The 16,346-nt window shown below is 65.6% G+C and carries 16 protein-coding genes; 9 read left to right on the top strand and 7 right to left on the bottom strand.

All coding sequences use genetic code 11. The features are described from left to right. Positions 1–2: 2 nt before the first annotated feature. The 6 genes from FHS31_RS09080 to FHS31_RS09105 are packed head-to-tail and all read left to right on the top strand — an operon-like array spanning position 3 to position 5,523. On the top strand, positions 3–1,259 hold the full coding sequence (locus FHS31_RS09080) for a bifunctional phosphopantothenoylcysteine decarboxylase/phosphopantothenate synthase (RefSeq protein WP_167073337.1): 1,257 nt from the start codon (positions 3–5) through the stop codon (positions 1,257–1,259). Beyond that, positions 1,246–1,695, top strand: coding sequence for a dUTP diphosphatase (gene dut, locus FHS31_RS09085; protein ID WP_167073073.1), 450 nt, complete (start codon positions 1,246–1,248; stop codon positions 1,693–1,695). Before FHS31_RS09080 ends, dut begins: the two co-directional genes overlap by 14 nt. Continuing rightward, a complete protein-coding gene (locus FHS31_RS09090) occupies positions 1,692–2,441 on the top strand; it encodes a molybdopterin-synthase adenylyltransferase MoeB (RefSeq protein ID WP_167073074.1) in 750 nt (249 codons plus the stop codon). The genes dut and FHS31_RS09090 overlap by 4 nt, the downstream gene beginning before the upstream one ends. After that, positions 2,429–2,791: a DsrE family protein gene (locus tag FHS31_RS09095; RefSeq protein WP_243843379.1), complete on the top strand. Its 363-nt coding sequence runs from the start codon at positions 2,429–2,431 to the stop codon at positions 2,789–2,791. The genes FHS31_RS09090 and FHS31_RS09095 overlap by 13 nt, the downstream gene beginning before the upstream one ends. Positions 2,792–2,830: 39 nt before the next feature. Further along, positions 2,831–3,229, top strand: coding sequence for a DUF2946 family protein (locus tag FHS31_RS09100; RefSeq protein ID WP_167073076.1), 399 nt, complete (start codon positions 2,831–2,833; stop codon positions 3,227–3,229). Positions 3,230–3,288: 59 nt separating this feature from the next. Further along, positions 3,289–5,523 carry a TonB-dependent receptor gene (locus tag FHS31_RS09105; RefSeq protein ID WP_167073077.1) on the top strand — a complete coding sequence of 745 codons (2,235 nt, stop codon included), beginning with the start codon at positions 3,289–3,291 and terminating at the stop codon, positions 5,521–5,523. 95 nt (positions 5,524–5,618) lie between these two features. Here FHS31_RS09105 and topA read toward each other — a convergent pair whose 3' ends face one another. Then, complete coding sequence (topA, locus tag FHS31_RS09110; RefSeq protein ID WP_167073078.1) at positions 5,619–8,153, bottom strand: type I DNA topoisomerase; 2,535 nt, start codon at positions 8,151–8,153, stop codon at positions 5,619–5,621. A gap of 218 nt (positions 8,154–8,371) precedes the next feature. Between topA and FHS31_RS09115 the strand changes: the two genes are divergently transcribed. Then, entirely contained in the window at positions 8,372–9,073 is a 702-nt protein-coding gene (locus tag FHS31_RS09115) for a CAP domain-containing protein (protein ID WP_167073079.1), read from the top strand. Positions 9,074–9,087: 14 nt separating this feature from the next. On the opposite strand, the gene FHS31_RS09120 is transcribed toward FHS31_RS09115, so the two are convergent. The 4 genes from FHS31_RS09120 to FHS31_RS09135 form a co-directional block, all read right to left on the bottom strand. Beyond that, positions 9,088–9,876, bottom strand: coding sequence for an energy transducer TonB (locus FHS31_RS09120; protein WP_167073080.1), 789 nt, complete (start codon positions 9,874–9,876; stop codon positions 9,088–9,090). An 88-nt stretch (positions 9,877–9,964) separates the two neighbouring features. Next, entirely contained in the window at positions 9,965–11,047 is a 1,083-nt protein-coding gene (gene dprA, locus FHS31_RS09125) for a DNA-processing protein DprA (protein ID WP_167073081.1), read from the bottom strand. Between the two features lie 5 nt (positions 11,048–11,052). After that, the gene (gene plsY / locus FHS31_RS09130; RefSeq protein WP_341786326.1) at positions 11,053–11,646 is read right to left on the bottom strand and encodes a glycerol-3-phosphate 1-O-acyltransferase PlsY; all 594 of its coding nucleotides are present in this window, start codon (positions 11,644–11,646) and stop codon (positions 11,053–11,055) included. Between the two features lie 150 nt (positions 11,647–11,796). Continuing rightward, positions 11,797–11,979, bottom strand: coding sequence for a CsbD family protein (locus tag FHS31_RS09135; protein WP_167073083.1), 183 nt, complete (start codon positions 11,977–11,979; stop codon positions 11,797–11,799). 109 nt (positions 11,980–12,088) lie between these two features. Between FHS31_RS09135 and FHS31_RS09140 the strand changes: the two genes are divergently transcribed. After that, positions 12,089–12,571 (top strand): hypothetical protein, encoded by a 483-nt coding sequence (locus tag FHS31_RS09140; protein WP_167073084.1) that lies wholly within the window; start codon positions 12,089–12,091, stop codon positions 12,569–12,571. 259 nt (positions 12,572–12,830) lie between these two features. On the opposite strand, the gene FHS31_RS09145 is transcribed toward FHS31_RS09140, so the two are convergent. Together FHS31_RS09145 and FHS31_RS09150 are read right to left on the bottom strand one after the other, a co-directional pair. After that, positions 12,831–13,310 (bottom strand): DUF2721 domain-containing protein, encoded by a 480-nt coding sequence (locus FHS31_RS09145; RefSeq protein ID WP_167073085.1) that lies wholly within the window; start codon positions 13,308–13,310, stop codon positions 12,831–12,833. A gap of 2 nt (positions 13,311–13,312) precedes the next feature. Further along, positions 13,313–14,521: an LL-diaminopimelate aminotransferase gene (locus tag FHS31_RS09150; protein ID WP_167073338.1), complete on the bottom strand. Its 1,209-nt coding sequence runs from the start codon at positions 14,519–14,521 to the stop codon at positions 13,313–13,315. Between the two features lie 120 nt (positions 14,522–14,641). On the opposite strand from FHS31_RS09150, the gene FHS31_RS09155 reads away from it, so the two are divergent. After that, positions 14,642–16,345, top strand: coding sequence for a PHA/PHB synthase family protein (locus FHS31_RS09155; protein ID WP_167073086.1), 1,704 nt, complete (start codon positions 14,642–14,644; stop codon positions 16,343–16,345). Position 16,346: the final 1 nt, after the last annotated feature.

The raw sequence follows: 16,346 nt of genomic DNA on the forward strand, positions 1-16,346 counted from the left end.
GGATGGCGGGCAAGCGCATCCTCCTGATCGTCGGTGGCGGCATCGCCGCCTATAAGGCGTGCGAACTGGTGCGTGGGCTGCGAAAGGCCGGGCATACGGTGCGCTGCGTGCTAACAAATGGCGGGGCGCATTTCGTCACGCCGATGGCGCTGGCGGCGCTCAGCGAGCAGCCGGTCCATACCTCGCTCTGGGATCTCAAGGACGAGGCCGAGATGGGCCATATCCAGCTTAGCCGCGAAGCCGATCTGGTCGTAGTCTGCCCGGCGACGGCGGATTTGCTCGCCAAGATGGCGGCCGGTATCGCCGACGATCTGGCCACGACGCTGCTGCTCGCGACCGACAAGCCCGTACTGGCGGTGCCCGCGATGAACGTGCGCATGTGGCAGCATGCCGCTACCGTGCGGAATGTCGCGCAGCTTCGCAGCGATGGCGTGGCCGTGTTGGAGCCGGACGAGGGCCCGATGGCCTGCGGCGAATACGGGCCGGGGCGGTTGCCTGAGGTCGAGGCGATCCAGGCGGCGATTGGGGAGGCCCTCTCTTCTCCGTTCGTGTCGAGCGAAGTCGAGACATGTTCGACCTCTCCGCCTGCGGCACGTCCCTCGACTTCGCTCGGGACGAACGGGCCTTTGTTTGGCAGGACGGCGCTCGTCACCGCCGGCCCCACGCATGAACCGATCGATCCGGTCCGCTATCTCGCCAACCGATCCTCCGGCAAACAGGGCTTCGCGATCGCCGAAGCACTGGCAAAGCTAGGCGCGGAGGTGACAATGATCGCCGGGCCCGTCGCTTTAGCGACCCCGGCGGACGTGAAACGTATCGATGTCCAAACCGCGCTGGAAATGGCGCGCGCCGTCGACGCCGCGCTTCCCGCCGATATCGCTATTCTCTCCGCCGCCGTCGCCGACTGGCGGGTCGATGCCGCCGATCAGAAGATCAAGAAGAATGGCGGCACCGCGCCCGGCCTGAAACTCGTCGAAAACCCGGACATTCTCGCCACCCTCGCCAAAAGCGATCATCGCCCCACCCTGCTCATCGGCTTCGCCGCGGAAACCGAAAAAATCATCGAACACGCCCAGGCCAAGCTCGCCCGCAAAGGCTGCGACTGGATCGTCGCCAACGATGTCTCCGGCGACGTGATGGGCGGCGACCGCAACACCATCCACCTCGTCACCACTCAGGGGGTCGAGGCCTGGCCCACCGCCACCAAGGCCGAGGTCGCCGCGCGCCTTGCCAACAGGATCGCCGATGCCCTCCACTGAGATTGCCATTCGCCTCGTTCGCCTGCCCCACGGCGAGGGCCTGCCCCTCCCCGTCTACGCCACCGAACATGCCGCCGGCATGGATGTCGTCTCGGCCGAGGATCTCACGCTGGCGCCCGGCGCGCGCCACGCCGTCGCCACCGGGCTCAGCATCGCCATTCCCGAAGGCTATGAGGTGCAGGTCCGCCCGCGCTCAGGCCTTGCGCTCAAATATGGTATCACCTGCCTCAACACGCCGGGCACGATCGACGCCGATTATCGCGGCGAAGTGAAGGTGATCCTCGCCAATCTCGGCAGCGAGCCCTTCGCGATCAAACGCGGCGAACGCATCGCCCAACTCGTCCCCGCCGCCGTCCAGCGCGCCCGCTGGGACGAGGTGGAGGTGCTGGACGAGACGGCGCGCGGATCAGGCGGCTTCGGTTCGACGGGGCGGTGAACCTCACCGAATCCCAGCTCGATCGTTACGCACGCCATATCATTCTCAAGGAGATTGGCGGGGCTGGCCAGCAGCGCCTGCTTTCGGCGCATGTCGCGCTGATCGGCGCGGGCGGGATCGGGTCGCCGGCGATCCAATATCTCGCGGCGGCGGGCGTCGGGCGGCTGACGGTGATTGATGATGACGCGGTTTCGCTCTCGAACCTCCAGCGTCAGACCCTGTTCGGCACCCGCGATATCGGCACCCACAAGGTCGTGGCGGCAGCCAATGCGGTGCAGCGGCTCAATCCCGATGTGCGGCTGACTCCCAAGGATACGCGGATCACGCCGATAAATGCGGCGGCGCTGTTACGCGACGTCGATGTATTGATCGACGGTTCGGACAATTTCGCGACCCGGCTGGCCGTCGCCGATGCGGCGCTGGCGATGCGTATCCCCTTGATCTCAGCGGCGGTCGGGCAGTTCGAGGGGCAGCTTGCGGTCTACCGCGGCTGGGAAGCGGACAGGCCCTGCTATCGCTGCCTGGTCGGCAGCGATCCCGATCGGCCGGACGTGAGCTGCGCGGACCAGGGCGTGCTCGGCGCGCTCACTGGGGTGCTGGGCAGCCTCGCCGCGATCGAGGCGGTGCGCGCGATCGTGCCCTTCGGCGAGGATCCCACGGGCAAGCTCCTGCTGGTCGATGCGCTGGCCTTTCGGTTCCGCACGATCACCTTGCCGAAGGATCCGGGATGCCGATGCGCGCATTGACCATCATCGTCGCCACCGCTGAGGAAACGCGGCTGCGTTCGGCGCTCGGCCTTGCGCTATCGTATCAGGCGATCGGTGGCGAGGTCACGCTGTTTCTCGACACGGCCGCCGTCGCGATCCTGCGCCCGCCGATTATCGGTGCCGACGATGCGCATTGGCTTGCCAATGGCCTGCCGATCCTGGCCGCGCTGATCGATGAAGCGCTGGATGCCGGCGTCAAAGCGATCGTCTGCCAGGCAGGACTCGCATCCGCCCAGCTGACGATGGGCGATCTCGATCCCCGGATCGAAGCGGGCGGCATGGTCGGGCTGCTCGTAGCATTGAATGAAGGGCGGCTCGTGGTGATTTGAGGTGATGACGGGGCTGACCATCGCCCGTATGGACGCGCCATGGCCATCTTCCGCCACGCGCTGACGACCCGTAGGGTCTGGCTGGCCCTGGCCTGTGCGCTGGCGCTCGCGGTCCGCCTGGCGGTGCCCGCCGGCTACATGCCCGCGCAAGTCGGCAATTCGGTCGCGATCACGATCTGCGATGGCACTGGCGATCAGATGGTAGCGATGGCCGGGATGCCGGGAATGGCCGGCAAGCACGGCGATCCCGATAAGCCGTCGGCCGCAAGCTGCCCCTTCGGGGTCGCGGCGATGGCCTGGCTGGGCCACGTCGATGCCATCGTCCTGACCGCGCCGCTCGCCCTGCCCTTCGTCATCGGCCATATTCTCGGCCAACCGAGCCCGCGCGTGCGCACCGCGCGGCTCCGGCCACCTGCCCAGGGTCCACCGACCGTCTGAACGCCGCCGAACGATGATGCGCGCCGACGAGCGCGCTCGCTTGATTCAGGGATTCAGACATGTCCAATACTCTCCGCGCCAGCGCTCTGCTGCTGGCGTTCACGGCCGCGCCGGTGCGCGCCGCCGAAGATATCGTGGTGACCGCGCCCAAGGCCGACACCGCGCCGACCACCACGCGCGCCACCATCGATGCCACGACCATCGCCGAACGCATCAACCTCGTGAATACCGAGGATGCGTTCAAATATCTCCCCAGCCTGCTCGTCCGCAAACGCCATATCGGGGACACCCAGGCGCCGCTCGCGACGCGCACTTCGGGCGTGGGATCGAGCGCGCGTAGCCTCATCTATGCGGACGGAGCCCTGCTCTCGGCGCTGATCGGCAACAACAACAGCACGGCAAGCCCGCGCTGGAGCCTCGTCGCGCCGGAAGAAATCGCCAGGATCGATGTGCTCTACGGCCCCTTCTCGGCGGCCTATCCGGGCAATTCGATCGGTGCGGTGGTCTCGATCACCACCCGCCTGCCCGATCGCCTGGAGGCGACGATCAACGCCTCCAGCAGCTTCAGCCAATTCAGCTATTACGGCCATTCGCGCAGCGTGCCCGCGAAACAGATCGGCGGCACGATCGGAGATCGCTTCGGCAGGCTCGCCCTGTTCGCGGCGGTGGATCATGTCGACAGCACGGGCCAGCCGCTGAGCTATATCACCGCGACACAACCAGCGGGGTCGAGTCCGATCGGCACGCCCATCACCGGCAGCGTCCCTGCGCTCAACCGCACCGGCGCGGCGATCCGCGTGCTGGGCGAAGGCGGGATCGAGCATCAGGTGCAGGATCGCTTCAAGCTCAAGGCCGCCTACGATCTGACCCCCGGCATCCGCCTGACTTATGCCGGCGCGCTGTTCCTCAGCGATACCCATGCGGGCGTGCAAAGCTATCTCGGCAACCCCGCGAGCGGAGACAGCGCCTATGCGGGAAGCTTCAATATCGACGGCCGCGCCTACACGGTCGCGGCCAGCGCATTCGATGCCGGCCTTTACAACCATTTCGAGCGGGACAGCAGCCATGCCGTCACGCTGGATGGCACCGGCGGCGCGCTCAATTGGCGGATCGTCGCCACCCGCTTCCGCTTCGATCATGACAGCCAGCGGACGCCGACCGGCGCCTTGCCGTCCGCCTTCACAGGCGGGGCCGGCACCATCACCCGGCTCGACGGGACCGGCTGGGAGACGTTCGACGCCAGCCTCTCCTATCATGCCGGCCCCCAGCTGCTGAGCGCCGGCGGTCACATCGATCGCTTCACGCTGGCGAGCAACCGCTACGCCACCGCCGATTGGCTTAACGGTAGCGAGGGCGCGCTTAACTTACGATCGACGGGACGGACGCGGACGGCGGCGCTCTGGGCGCAGGACGCCTGGACGATCGCGCCCACGCTGACCCTCACCGTCGGCGGCCGCATGGAATGGTGGCGCGCCTATGACGGGGTCAATTTCTCGACCGCGCCCGCTGTCTCGGTGCAGCAGCCCGCGCGCGATGCCGCCAAACTCTCGCCCAAGGCGGCGTTGGCCTGGAACTTCGTCGCGCCCTGGACGGTGCGGTTGTCCTACGGCGAAGCCTACCGCTTCCCGACCGTCTCCGAACTCTATCAGGTCGTCACCAGTCCGGTCGCGGCGATTCCCGATCCAAGCCTCAAGCCCGAACATGCCCGATCGGCGGAGTTGGCGATCGAGCGCGGATCGGTCCACGGCAATATCCGCCTGTCCTTCTTCGGCGAGTGGATCACCAACGCGCTCATCTCGCAAAGCGGCCTGATCGGCGGCAACATCTCGACCTTCGTGCAAAATGTCGATCGGACGCGGGCGCGCGGCGTCGAGCTGGCGGCGGCGCAGGACGATCTGATCCGCAACGTCGATGTCTCGGGCAGCGTCACCTATGCCGATGCGATCACTGCGCGCGACGCCGCGCTGCCCGCAGCGGAAGGCAAGCTCCTGCCGCAGGTGCCGCGCTGGCGGGCGACGATCGTCACGACGTGGCGACCCCTCTACGGCCTCTCCCTGACCGCCACCGCGCGCTACGCCAGCCGCAATTGGGCGACGATCGATCATAGCGATACGGTGCAGGAGACCTATCAGGGCTTCGGCCACTATCTCGTTGCCGATCTGCGCGCGCGGATAGAGGTGGATCGCCATCTGGCGCTGGGCCTCGGCGTCGATAACGTCACCAACGATCGCTACTTCCTCTTCCACCCTTTCCCGCAACGGACCTTCCACGCGGATGTGAGCTGGAAGCTTTAGCCTCATCTAAAAATCCGTTCGTGCTGAGCCTGTCGAAGCACCGTTCTTCTTTCCAGTGAAGAAGGACGGCCCTTCGACAAGCTCAGGGCAAATGGTTATTTGGCTTTGGTCGCCTTCTTGGCTGGCGTTTTCTTCGCGGCAGGCTTCTTCGCCGCCGTCTTGCGCCCCTTCTTCACCGGTGCCTTGGCGGCCCGCTCAGCGAGCAACACCAGCGCCACCTCCGCGGTCAGCGCCGCCGGGTCAGTGCCTTTGGGCAAAGTCGCATTAGTCTCGCCATCGGTGACATAAGCGCCAAAGCGGCCCTCCATCAGCTTGACCGGCTTGCCCGTCACCGGACTATCGCCGAATATGGCGAGCGGTTCGCGCGCGGGGCCCCGCCCTTTGCCGCCGCCCGCCGCCGCTTCGGCCAGCTTTACCACCGCGGCGTTCATGCCCGTCTCGAACACATCTGCCGTCGAGGTCAGACGCGCATATTTGCCATCGTGGAGCAGATAGGGCCCATAGCGCCCGATCGAGGCGCTGATCGGCTTGCCCGTTTCCGGATGCGATCCGATCTCGCGCGGCAGAGACAGCAATTTGAGCGCCAGTTCGAGATCGAGTTCGCCGGCGTCCTTGGGGATCGACGACCGCTTTGCATCCTTGCCTTCGCCGAGCTGGACATAGGCGCCGAAACGTCCGCTGCGCTTCGTAACCTCCTCGCCCGTCGCAGGATCCTGACCGAGCACCAGAGGCCCCGTATCGTCGTTCGCGCCTTCCTGGCCGCCTTGGCCGAAGCGACGAGTGAACTTGCAGTCCGGATAGTTGGAGCAGGCTACAAACGCGCCGAACTTGCCGCCGCGCAGCGCCAGCTTGCCATCTGCGCAAGCCGGGCAGGCACGCGGATCGGTGCCGTCACCTTTATCGGGAAACAGGAAAGGCGCGAGGAAGAGATCGAGCGCGGCGGTAACCTCGCTCGGCTTCTGTTCGGCGACCTCGACCGTCTTGGGCTTGAAGTCCTTCCAGAAGGCTTCGAGCACCTTCTGCCAATCCGCACGCCCACCCGAAACATCGTCGAGCTGGTCCTCCAGCCCGGCGGTGAAATCATAACTGACATAGCGTTCGAAGAAACGTTCGAGGAAGGCGGTCAGCAGCCGGCCGGTCTCCTGCGCGATGAAGCGGTTCTTCTCCAGCACGACATATTCGCGATCCTTGAGTGTCTGCAGGATCGAGGCATACGTGGATGGCCGCCCGATGCCGAGCTCCTCCATCTTCTTGACGAGACTCGCTTCCGAATAGCGCGGCGGCGGCTGGGTGAAATGCTGCTCGGCCGAAACCGATTGCCGCGCCGGCGCATCGCCCTCGCCGATCCGCGGCAGGCGCTTCGAATCCTCATCCTCGGCATCGTCGCGGCCCTCTTCATAAAGCGCGAGATAGCCGGGGAAGAGCACGACCTGGCCCGTGGCGCGAAGCGCATGGCGGCCGGTGCCCTCGGTCAGCTCGACCGTGGTGCGCTCCAGCCGCGCACTCGCCATCTGGCTTGCCAGCGCGCGCCGCCAGATCAGTTCGTAAAGCCGCGCATGATCACCACCGCCGGTCTTGTCCTTGCTGAAATCGGTCGGACGGATCGCTTCGTGGGCTTCCTGCGCATTCTTGGCCTTGGCGGTGTAGAGGCGCGGCTTTTCGGGAATGTAACCGCCATCGTAGCGATCGACGATCGCAACCCGCGCGGCGGAGATGGCGCTGTGGTCCATCTGCACGCCATCGGTGCGCATGTAGGTGATCGCGCCCTGTTCGTAGAGATCCTGCGCCACACGCATCGTATGGCTGGCGGAGAAGCCGAGCTTGCGCGCCGCCTCCTGCTGGAGGGTCGAGGTGGTGAACGGCGGCGGCGGGTTGCGGGTGAGCGGTTTGGTCTCGACCGAAGCAACCGTGAAACGCCCATTCTCGACGTCGCGCTTGGCCGCCGCGGCTTCGCCGCCATTGCCGATCGACAGGCGATCGAGCTTTTTGTCGTTCCAGCGTACCAGCCTCGCGAGGAAGGGCACGCCATCCTGCTCAAAGGTGGCGGCGACAGACCAATATTCCTGCGCGCGAAACACCTCGATCTCACGCTCGCGATCCACGATCAGCCGTAGCGCCACCGATTGCACGCGCCCCGCCGATTTGGCGCCGGGCAGCTTGCGCCACAGCACCGGCGAGAGCGTGAAGCCGACGAGATAATCGAGCGCGCGGCGGGCTCGATAGGCATCGATCAGATCCTCATCGAGTTCACGCGGATGGGCCATCGCCTCCAGCACCGCGGCCTTGGTAATCGCGTTGAAGGTAACGCGCTGCACATCCTTGGGGAGCGCCTTGCGCTTCCTGAGCACCTCCTGCACGTGCCAGCTGATCGCTTCCCCCTCGCGGTCAGGGTCGGTGGCGAGGATCAATGTATCCGCGCCCTTGGCTTCGTCGCTGATCGCCTTCAGGCGGCTCGCTTTGTCGGCATAGGTTTCCCATTCCATCGCGAAGCCATCGTCCGGGCTCACCGATCCGTCCTTGGCGGGGAGGTCACGGACATGGCCGTAGGAGGCGAGCACCTTATGGCCCGGCCCGAGATAGGTTTCGATGGTTTTGGCCTTGGCAGGCGATTCGACGACGACTAATTTCATGAGCGGCAAATATTCCTCGCGTATGCGTGCGAGGGTGATCGGTTCGGCGGCGGCGCGTCAAGCGGCATGAAAATTGCCCGAAATCAGCGGCAGGCGGGGGTCGGCAGAATCTTTGCAGCCCGCGGCTTATCTGTTCCACGAATCATTATATTTTGTTATGGCCCCCTCAACCGAATGCCGCGTGAAGATTGGCTGTCGGTTTGGTAAAGGGTTCCTCAATGCGTGCGGTGCCGTTTCTCGCGCTTGTCCTTGCAGCCACGGCGCTGCCCGCCAATGCCGCAACCAACCCCAGCTTCACGGGCGATATCAACCAGCTCAATGCCGACGTGCTCGCCGCGTTCAACGTCGCGCGCGCGCAGCCGACGAATTATGTCGAAACGCTGATGAACTATCGCGGCTTCTTCAAGGCCAATCTGGTGGTGATCCCCGGCCACAACATCGATGTCGAAACGCAGGAGGGCACCGTCCCCGTCGATGAGGCGATCGAGTTTCTGCAGACCCATGCGGCGCTCAAGATGCTCCAGCCCTCCGAAATCCTGCAGAAGGCGGCGGCCGATCATGTCGCCGATCAGAGCCGCTCGGGCCGCACCGGCCACTTCGATGCCGATGGCGCCAGCCCCGCCGATCGCGTGATACGACACGGCGGCGGCAAGGCCGTCGCCGAGGTGATCGCTTATGGCGCGGTGGATGCCGAGGATGTGATCCGCCAGCTCATCATCGATGACGGCGTCGCCGATCGCGGCCACCGGGTCGTGATGTTCGCCGATCACCTGCGTTACGCGGGCGTCGCCTGCGGCCCGCATCCCGAATTCGGCACGATGTGCGTGATCGACATGGCCGATACGCCCGATGCAGTGATGGGCGGCCCGGTCCGCCATGTCGCGGTCGCGGCGATGGACGATACCCGCCCCCGCCGCTGAGCCCGTCTGCCGCCTCAGTCGAAGGCGGCGCTGAGATCGAGCAACAAGGTCGCCTTGCGGGGCGTAGGCTGCGGCGGGAAGCGCGGCGGATCGGCCTTGACGAATTCGCACAGGTCCAACGTCTTGCCGCCGCTGGCCAGCTTGGTCTCGCTGGTGCAGCTGGTCATCTTGCCGTCCGTGCCGACCTCGATCGCCGCCTTGGCGAGCGTAAGATAGACGTTAGGCTGCTTGGCGAGCTGCGGCGGCGATGCTCCCTCGAACGTCACACTCAGGCGAACGTCCGCACTGCGCGTCTTGGCATATTGGTCCTTGATCAGGAAAGTGAGGAAGCCGCGTTCGCCGAACGGCCCGCAGCTGCCCTTGGCAAGGCCCAGCCGCACCGCGCCCGGCCCGGTCAACCGGCAATCGATGACATTGCCATTGGGCGCGATGGTGGAGATCGCCTCGAAACTGCGGTCGACCACCAACTCCGGTTTGGCCGCCGGCGGCAAGCGCCAGCGGATCGCCTGGCGATAGGTGGCGGCGATCGGCCGACCGCGCTTGTCGACCGGCGGGCGGAAGCGGGCGCGGATCAGCATGATCGCACAGGTCTGATCGTCGAGGATTTTGGAGCCCGAACTCTTGGTGACCTGGCAATCGGTGGGCAGGCCGTTGGCATCGATCGGCAGCGCGAAACTGGTGACGCCTTCCTGCGCGGCGATCACGGCTTCGACCGGATAATCCTTCACCGTCACCCAGCCATGCCAGTCGCCCAGCGGCTGCAGCACGGCGGCGACGGCGTGGGCGATATGACGGGCAGGCATGGCGGCAGGACTAGGCGGGTTTGCGCGGCATCGCAAACCTGCCCGCGTAAACAATCCTCACAAATCACGCTCTTTCAGCGAGAGGTGATCACAGGATCAGGCTGACCCGCCCGCCCGCATGGCGCTCCAGCCGCCCGGCCAGTTCAAGCTCGAGCAGCACGGTCTGCACCACGGCGGCGGGCATTTCGCCTTGGCGGATGATCTCGTCGATCATCGTCGGGCTTGGGCTGAGCAAACCGGACACACGCGCCCGATCGGCGTCGCTGGCGTCCTCGGCGATCGCTTCGTAGCGCGGCACGGGCTCGGCGAGGCGGAAGCCCGCGATCGGCGTCAGACTCTCGATCACGTCGGCGGCATTCTGGATCAAGGTCGCGCCTTCGCGGATCAACAGATTGCAGCCCTGCGCACGCGGATCGAGCGGTGAACCCGGCACCGCCATCACCTCCCGCCCCATTTCGGTCGCCAACCGCGCCGTGATCAGCGAGCCCGATTTCGGCGCCGCCTCCATCACCACCGTGCCCTCGGCCAGGCCGGCGATGATCCGGTTGCGATAGGGGAAGTGGCGGGCGCGGGGTTCGGTGCCGGGCGGCATCTCGGCAATAAGCAGGCCGCGCCCGGCGATCGCGCGTTGCAGCTTCTCGTTTTCGGGCGGGTAAAAGACATCGATGCCGCCCGCGATCACGCCGATCGTACCCGTCTCCAACGAACCGACATGCGCGGCGGTATCGATGCCGCGGGCAAGGCCCGAGACGATCACCCTCCCCTCCGCGCCGAGATCCGCCGCCAACTGGCGCGTAAAGCGGACCGCGGCAGCCGAGGCATTGCGCGCGCCGACCATCGCCACCATCGCTTTTCCCAGCAGCGCCACGTCGCCGGCCACGATCAACGCGGGCGGGGCATTCTCAATCTCGGCAAGGGCCGGCGGAAAGCCGGGCGTATCGAGAAACAGATAGCGCGCGCCAAGCGCGAACACGCGCTCCGCCTCGCATTCGATGCTGGCCGGCGTTGCGATCACCGGAGCCGCACCCCCACCCCTGCGCGCCAGGGCGGGCAAGGCGTCGAGCGCGGCCTGCGCCGAACCGAAACGCAGCAGCAATTGCCGATAGCTGATCGGGCCGATCGATCGCGTGCGGATCAGCCGCAGCTTGGCAATGTCCCCCGCATCGATCATCCGTTTCAGGTTGGCGGGGCGCTCGCCTTTTGTCCAATCCTCGGCTCGGTGCCTTCGAATAACCGGCCGAGATTGGCGCGATGCGTCCACAGCACGGTGAGCGCGAAGGCCAGGAAAACCAGCGTCAGCGCAGCCTGGAAGAAGAAGGCGGATACGATGGGTGTTGTGATCGCCGCTCCTACGCCGCCGACCGAGGAATATCGCGTCAGCAGCGAAAGCGCGAGCCACGTGACCGCAAACGCTAGCGCGCTCGGCCAGTGCAGCGCCGCCGCCACGCCCAGGAAGGTCGCGATGCCCTTGCCGCCATGAAAGCGCAGCCAGACGGGAAAGATATGGCCGTAAAAGGCGCCGACACCGCCCAGCGCGCCCAAGCCCGGCTGCAGCCATTCGCCGAAGAGAACGGCGACCGCGCCCTTGAGCACATCGAGAATCAGCGTCGCGGCCGCAAGCCCCTTACGGCCGGTGCGCAAGACGTTGGTGGCGCCGATATTGCCCGATCCGATGGTGCGTAGATCGCCTGCCCCTGTCGCCCGCGCCAGTAGCAGGCCGAAGGGGATCGATCCCAGAAAATACCCGGCCAGCAGGGCCAACGTGGGCAATAACCAAGCTTGCACGAACATACTCCCCGTGCATGCTTATGAGCCGGTTCCCTCATCGAAACAATTGATACAGGTGAAGCGCATGTCCGGCAGACGCAGCGAAGGGCGCGCCGGCAAGCCGACGCGCCCCAAATTTAGCGTGGAAGCAGCTTAGATCTTGTCGCCGAGCGCGCCCTTCACGGTGCCCTTGGCTTTCTGAAAATCGCCGACGGCTTCCTGTGCATCGCCTTCGGCCTGGATGTCGGGGCGATCCAGCGCATCGCCGATCACGCGCTTGGCCTTGCCGACGGCCTCGTTCGCATGGCCCTTCAGCTTATCGGTGAACTCACCCATGACGCACTCCTCATACCAAACCGCAAAAGGTGCGGAATTTCCGCAATCATAACGGCTGTGGCGCGCGCCCGGTTCCGCCGGCGCAGCGATCATGCGATGAGCGCCCGCGATGCGCGCGCTCCGATTCTCCATTGTTATGCTCGGCCTGCTGGCGGTGAGCTGCGCCACGCCCCCCAAGCCCGCGCCGGCACCCCCGCCCCCATCCGCGCCGCCGACACCCCCGCCCCTTCCCACCGATTGGCGCGACTTACCCGAGACCAAGGGAAGTTGGCGCTACGGGACCGAGCCCGGCGGGACGAGCGCGCGTTTCGATGCACCGGAAGGCGTCACCCAATTCACTTTGCGCTGCGATAAGGCGACGCATACCGTCGGATTGATCCGCACCGGGGCAGCGCCGGCCGCCGCGCTCACCGTCCGCACCTCTTACGGCGCGCGCACGCTGCCGCCCGCTCCGCTGGCGGCCGCCGATCCGCTGCTCGATCAGATCGCCTTCAGCCGCGGCCGCTTCACGATCGACGCGCCCGGCCTGCCCGAACTGGTGTTGCCCGCCTGGGCAGAGCCCGGCCGCGTGATCGAGGATTGCCGCAGCTGAGACCAGGCGCAGTATCTTGACGCGAAAAAAGTTAATCGCAAGTCTTGCATGCGCGCCGCCGGACGATAATCTCACCCCTGCTTATCAACTTAGCGAAAGGAGGTGACCGATGTCTCATGGTTCAGCTTGGGGGTCGGTTCAGTCCGTTCGGGAGACGCTTGCGTAAGCAAGCCGGGGGTCTCCCGGGCCGCCTATCCGGCCGCTGACCCATGTTGGAAGGGCCGTCGCAGCGATGCGGCGGCCCTTCTTCCGTTCCGGATTATTTCCGCTCCAGCAACTCGTCCCTGACGCGGATCGCCGCGACCGCGACGCGCACCTCGATCAGGAACATCACCAGCCCCGCGATCAGCAACAGCAGCGATAGCGCGAAGCAGAGCGCCAGTGTCCGCGCGAAGCCGAAGCCGGCCAGCCGGGCGAGGAACATCGCCGCCACCACCGTGCACAGCATCACCGCGCTCGCCGTCACCAGGAAGATGGCGTTGTTGACGATGCTCATGCGGCGATCGAGGATACGCAGCTCACGCACCTGCAGCGCGTGATCGGGATGGTCGCGGGGCGTGAACCTTTCCTCGATATGCCGCGCGCGATCAACGATCCGCGACAGCCGCCCGGCGAGCATATTGAGGATCGTGCCGATCGCGCTCAGCAGGAAGACCGGGCCCAACGAGAGCTGGATCAGCTTCGTCAGGCCCGCGAGGCTCGTGACGTGCAGGATATCGTCGACTTCGAGCGGAAACATCGTCAGCCCGCGGTGCGCGCCGGCGTGTTGACGCCCATCGAGCTCAGGTAACGCTTCACGTTGCGCGCCGCCTGGCGGATGCGATGCTCATTCTCGACCAGCGCGAGCCGCACATAGCCCTCGCCTTCTTCGCCGAAGCCAGCGCCCGGCGCGACGGCAACGCTGGCATGCTGGATGAGCTGCTTGGCAAACTCCATCGATCCCAGATGCCGCAGCGCGGGCGGGATCGGAGCCCAGCAGAACATCGATGCTTCGGGCGGCGGCAGATCCCAGCCGGCGCGGCCGAAGCTCTCCACCATCACATCGCGCCGCGCCTTATAGAGCTTGCGGTTCTGCTCGACGATATCCTGCGGGCCGTTGAGCGCGGCCACCGCCGCCGCCTGAATCGGGGTGAAGGCGCCATAATCGAGGTACGACTTCACCCGCGTCAGCGCCGCGATCAGCTGGCGGTTGCCCACCGCGAAGCCGATGCGCCAGCCCGCCATAGAATAGGTCTTCGACATCGAGGTGAACTCGATCGCCACATCCTTGGCGCCCGGCACCTGCAGGATCGACGGCGTCGGCGTATCGCCGAAGTAAATCTCCGCATAGGCGAGATCGCTCAGCACCCAGAGCTTATGCTCTTTCGCGAAGGCTACGACCTTGGTGTAGAAATCGAGGTCCGCGACATAGGCCGTTGGGTTGGACGGATAGCCGATCACCAGCACCGAAGGCTTCGGCACGGTATAATTGACCGCATGTTCCAGCCGCGTGAAGAAATCCGGCCCCGGCGCGGCCGGGATCGATCGGATCGCCGCGCCCGCGATGATGAAGCCGAAGGTGTGGATCGGATAGCTCGGGTTGGGCGCGAGCACGACATCGCCCGGCGCGGTGATCGCCTGGGCGAGATTTGCCAGCCCCTCCTTGGAGCCCAAGGTCACCACCACCTCTTTGGCGGGATCGAGCTCCACGCCGAAGCGACGCGCATAATAAGCGGCCTGCGCCTTCTTGAGGCCGGGGATGCCCGACGAGGCCGAATAGCCGTGCGCATCGGGCTTGCGCGCCACCTCGACCAGTTTCTCGATGACGTGCGGCGCGGGCGCGCCGTCCGGATTGCCCATGCCGAGATCGATGATGTCCTCGCCCGCCGCGCGCGCCGCTGCCTTCATCGCGTTCACTTCGGCGAACACGTAGGGCGGCAGGCGGCGGATGCGGTAGAAATCGTCGTTCATCATATCCTCGGTTGAAACGCCTCACGAAAACGGGCTGGAATGCTCGCTTCGGCAGGGCGAAGCCGCCTATAGGGCGTTCGGCCGACAAATGGCAGCGCGAAGCGTGGTGGAAGGGCATTTATGGCGGACGTGGACCAGATCGAGCTCAAAGGCCGCGCGCTGCTCGATGAGCTGGCGCACTGGACGGGCATCATCGGTCAGGCGCAGCAGCTGCTGATGGAATATGGCGCGACCGCCGCGCTGCAGGCCTTGGACGGCTTCAACGATACGCTGGGCAAGGCGCTGCCCAACTTCGCCGAGACCGCTGACGGCGGTCGCGCGGGCTGGGACGAAGCGATGGCTTTCCTCCAGAAGATGCTCCCCGGAAAGGCTAGCGCCTCCGAGTGGCAGCAGCCCCTGTTCGACCTGTTTAACCAGAGCTACGAGATTTTCGCCTCAACCCTTCTAGGCCGGATCGCCGAGGCCGAGATGCTCGATCCGCGCCAACGCGATCAACTGCGCTTCACCACCCAGACCGCACTCGATGCGATGAGCCCGCGCAATTTCGCGCTGACCAATCCCAAGGTGATCGATCGGATCATCGAGACCCGCGGCGCCAACCTCATCACCGGCATGGAGCGGATGCTCAAGGATGCCGCGGCAGGCCAGATCCGCCACGTCAGCCCCGATGCCTTCGAGATCGGCCGCAACATCGCCGCGACGCCGGGTAAGGTGGTCTACGAAAACCGCCTGTTCCAGCTGATCCACTACACGCCGACCACGCCCAAGGTGGACGCGATCCCGATCGTCATCTTCCCGCCCTGGATCAACCGCTTCTACATCCTCGATCTCGGCCCCAAGAAGAGCTTCGTGAAGTGGGCGCTGGATCAGGGGCTCAGCGTGTTCATGGTCTCCTGGAAATCGGCCGACGCGAGCATCGCCGATGTGGCGATGGACGATTATGTCATCGCCGGCGAATATGAGGCGATCACGGTGGTGCGCCAGTTGCTGGGTGTGCCCTCCGTCCATGTCGTCGGCTATTGCGTGGCGGGCACGGCGCTGGCGATGCTGCTCGCCTGGGCGGCGGCGACCGGTCACGCCGAAGACATCGCCAGCGCCACCTTCTTTACCGCGCAGGTCGATTTCGCCGATGCGGGCGAGCTCAGCCTGATGATCGACGATAGCCAGATGGCGATGATCGATGCGCTGGTGACCGATGGCGTGCTCGACGGCCGCTATATGGCGGCGAGCTTCAATCTGCTGCGCAGCCGCGATCTGATCTGGAACTATGTCGTCAACCATTACCTGCTGGCGGAGGATTATGCCGCCTTCGATCTGCTCCATTGGAACAGTGACGTCACCAACCTGCCGGCGGACTGGCACCGCAAATATCTGACCGATCTCTACCGCGACAATCTGCTCGTCCAGCCCGGCGGCACCAGCATCGGCGGCGTGCCGATCGATCTGACGAAAGTGAAAACCCCGGCCTTCATCCAGGCGGGGCGCGAGGATCATATCGCCCCGGCGCAGAGCGTCTGGAAGGTGACGCATCATTTCAAAGGACCGCTGACGTTCGTGCTGGCGGGATCGGGGCATATCGCCGGCGTAGTCAACCCGCCCGCGGCCAACCGCTACGGCTATTGGACCAATGATCAGAAGGCCGAGACGCTCGACGATTTCATCGCAGGCGCGACCGAGCATCAGGGCAGCTGGTGGCCCGCATGGCGCGCCTGGCTTAAGGCGCGGAGCGACGGTGAGGTCAAGGCGACGGGCGCTCGGATTCCCGGCCAAGGCCCCCTGCCCGCGATCGAAGATGCGCCCGGCCGATACGTCCGGACGCGCTGAT

The sequence above is a fragment of the Sphingomonas vulcanisoli genome, from assembly GCF_011761305.1.
GTDB lineage: Bacteria > Pseudomonadota > Alphaproteobacteria > Sphingomonadales > Sphingomonadaceae > Sphingomonas_I > Sphingomonas_I vulcanisoli.

Excerpts from the sequence above, each read along its gene's own strand:
- dprA (WP_167073081.1), bottom strand. The coding sequence starts at position 11,047 with ATGATCGATGCGGGGGACATTGCCAAGCTGCGGCTGATCCGCACGCGA.
- FHS31_RS09115 (WP_167073079.1), top strand. The coding sequence starts at position 8,372 with ATGCGTGCGGTGCCGTTTCTCGCGCTTGTCCTTGCAGCCACGGCGCTG.
- FHS31_RS09150 (WP_167073338.1), bottom strand. The coding sequence starts at position 14,521 with ATGAACGACGATTTCTACCGCATCCGCCGCCTGCCGCCCTACGTGTTC.
- FHS31_RS09145 (WP_167073085.1), bottom strand. The coding sequence starts at position 13,310 with ATGTTTCCGCTCGAAGTCGACGATATCCTGCACGTCACGAGCCTCGCG.
- FHS31_RS09140 (WP_167073084.1), top strand. The coding sequence starts at position 12,089 with ATGCGCGCGCTCCGATTCTCCATTGTTATGCTCGGCCTGCTGGCGGTG.
- dut (WP_167073073.1), top strand. The coding sequence starts at position 1,246 with ATGCCCTCCACTGAGATTGCCATTCGCCTCGTTCGCCTGCCCCACGGC.
- FHS31_RS09100 (WP_167073076.1), top strand. The coding sequence starts at position 2,831 with ATGGCCATCTTCCGCCACGCGCTGACGACCCGTAGGGTCTGGCTGGCC.
- FHS31_RS09095 (WP_243843379.1), top strand. The coding sequence starts at position 2,429 with ATGCGCGCATTGACCATCATCGTCGCCACCGCTGAGGAAACGCGGCTG.
- FHS31_RS09155 (WP_167073086.1), top strand. The coding sequence starts at position 14,642 with ATGGCGGACGTGGACCAGATCGAGCTCAAAGGCCGCGCGCTGCTCGAT.
- FHS31_RS09080 (WP_167073337.1), top strand. The coding sequence starts at position 3 with ATGGCGGGCAAGCGCATCCTCCTGATCGTCGGTGGCGGCATCGCCGCC.
- topA (WP_167073078.1), bottom strand. The coding sequence starts at position 8,153 with ATGAAATTAGTCGTCGTCGAATCGCCTGCCAAGGCCAAAACCATCGAA.
- FHS31_RS09105 (WP_167073077.1), top strand. The coding sequence starts at position 3,289 with ATGTCCAATACTCTCCGCGCCAGCGCTCTGCTGCTGGCGTTCACGGCC.
- FHS31_RS09120 (WP_167073080.1), bottom strand. The coding sequence starts at position 9,876 with ATGCCTGCCCGTCATATCGCCCACGCCGTCGCCGCCGTGCTGCAGCCG.
- FHS31_RS09135 (WP_167073083.1), bottom strand. The coding sequence starts at position 11,979 with ATGGGTGAGTTCACCGATAAGCTGAAGGGCCATGCGAACGAGGCCGTC.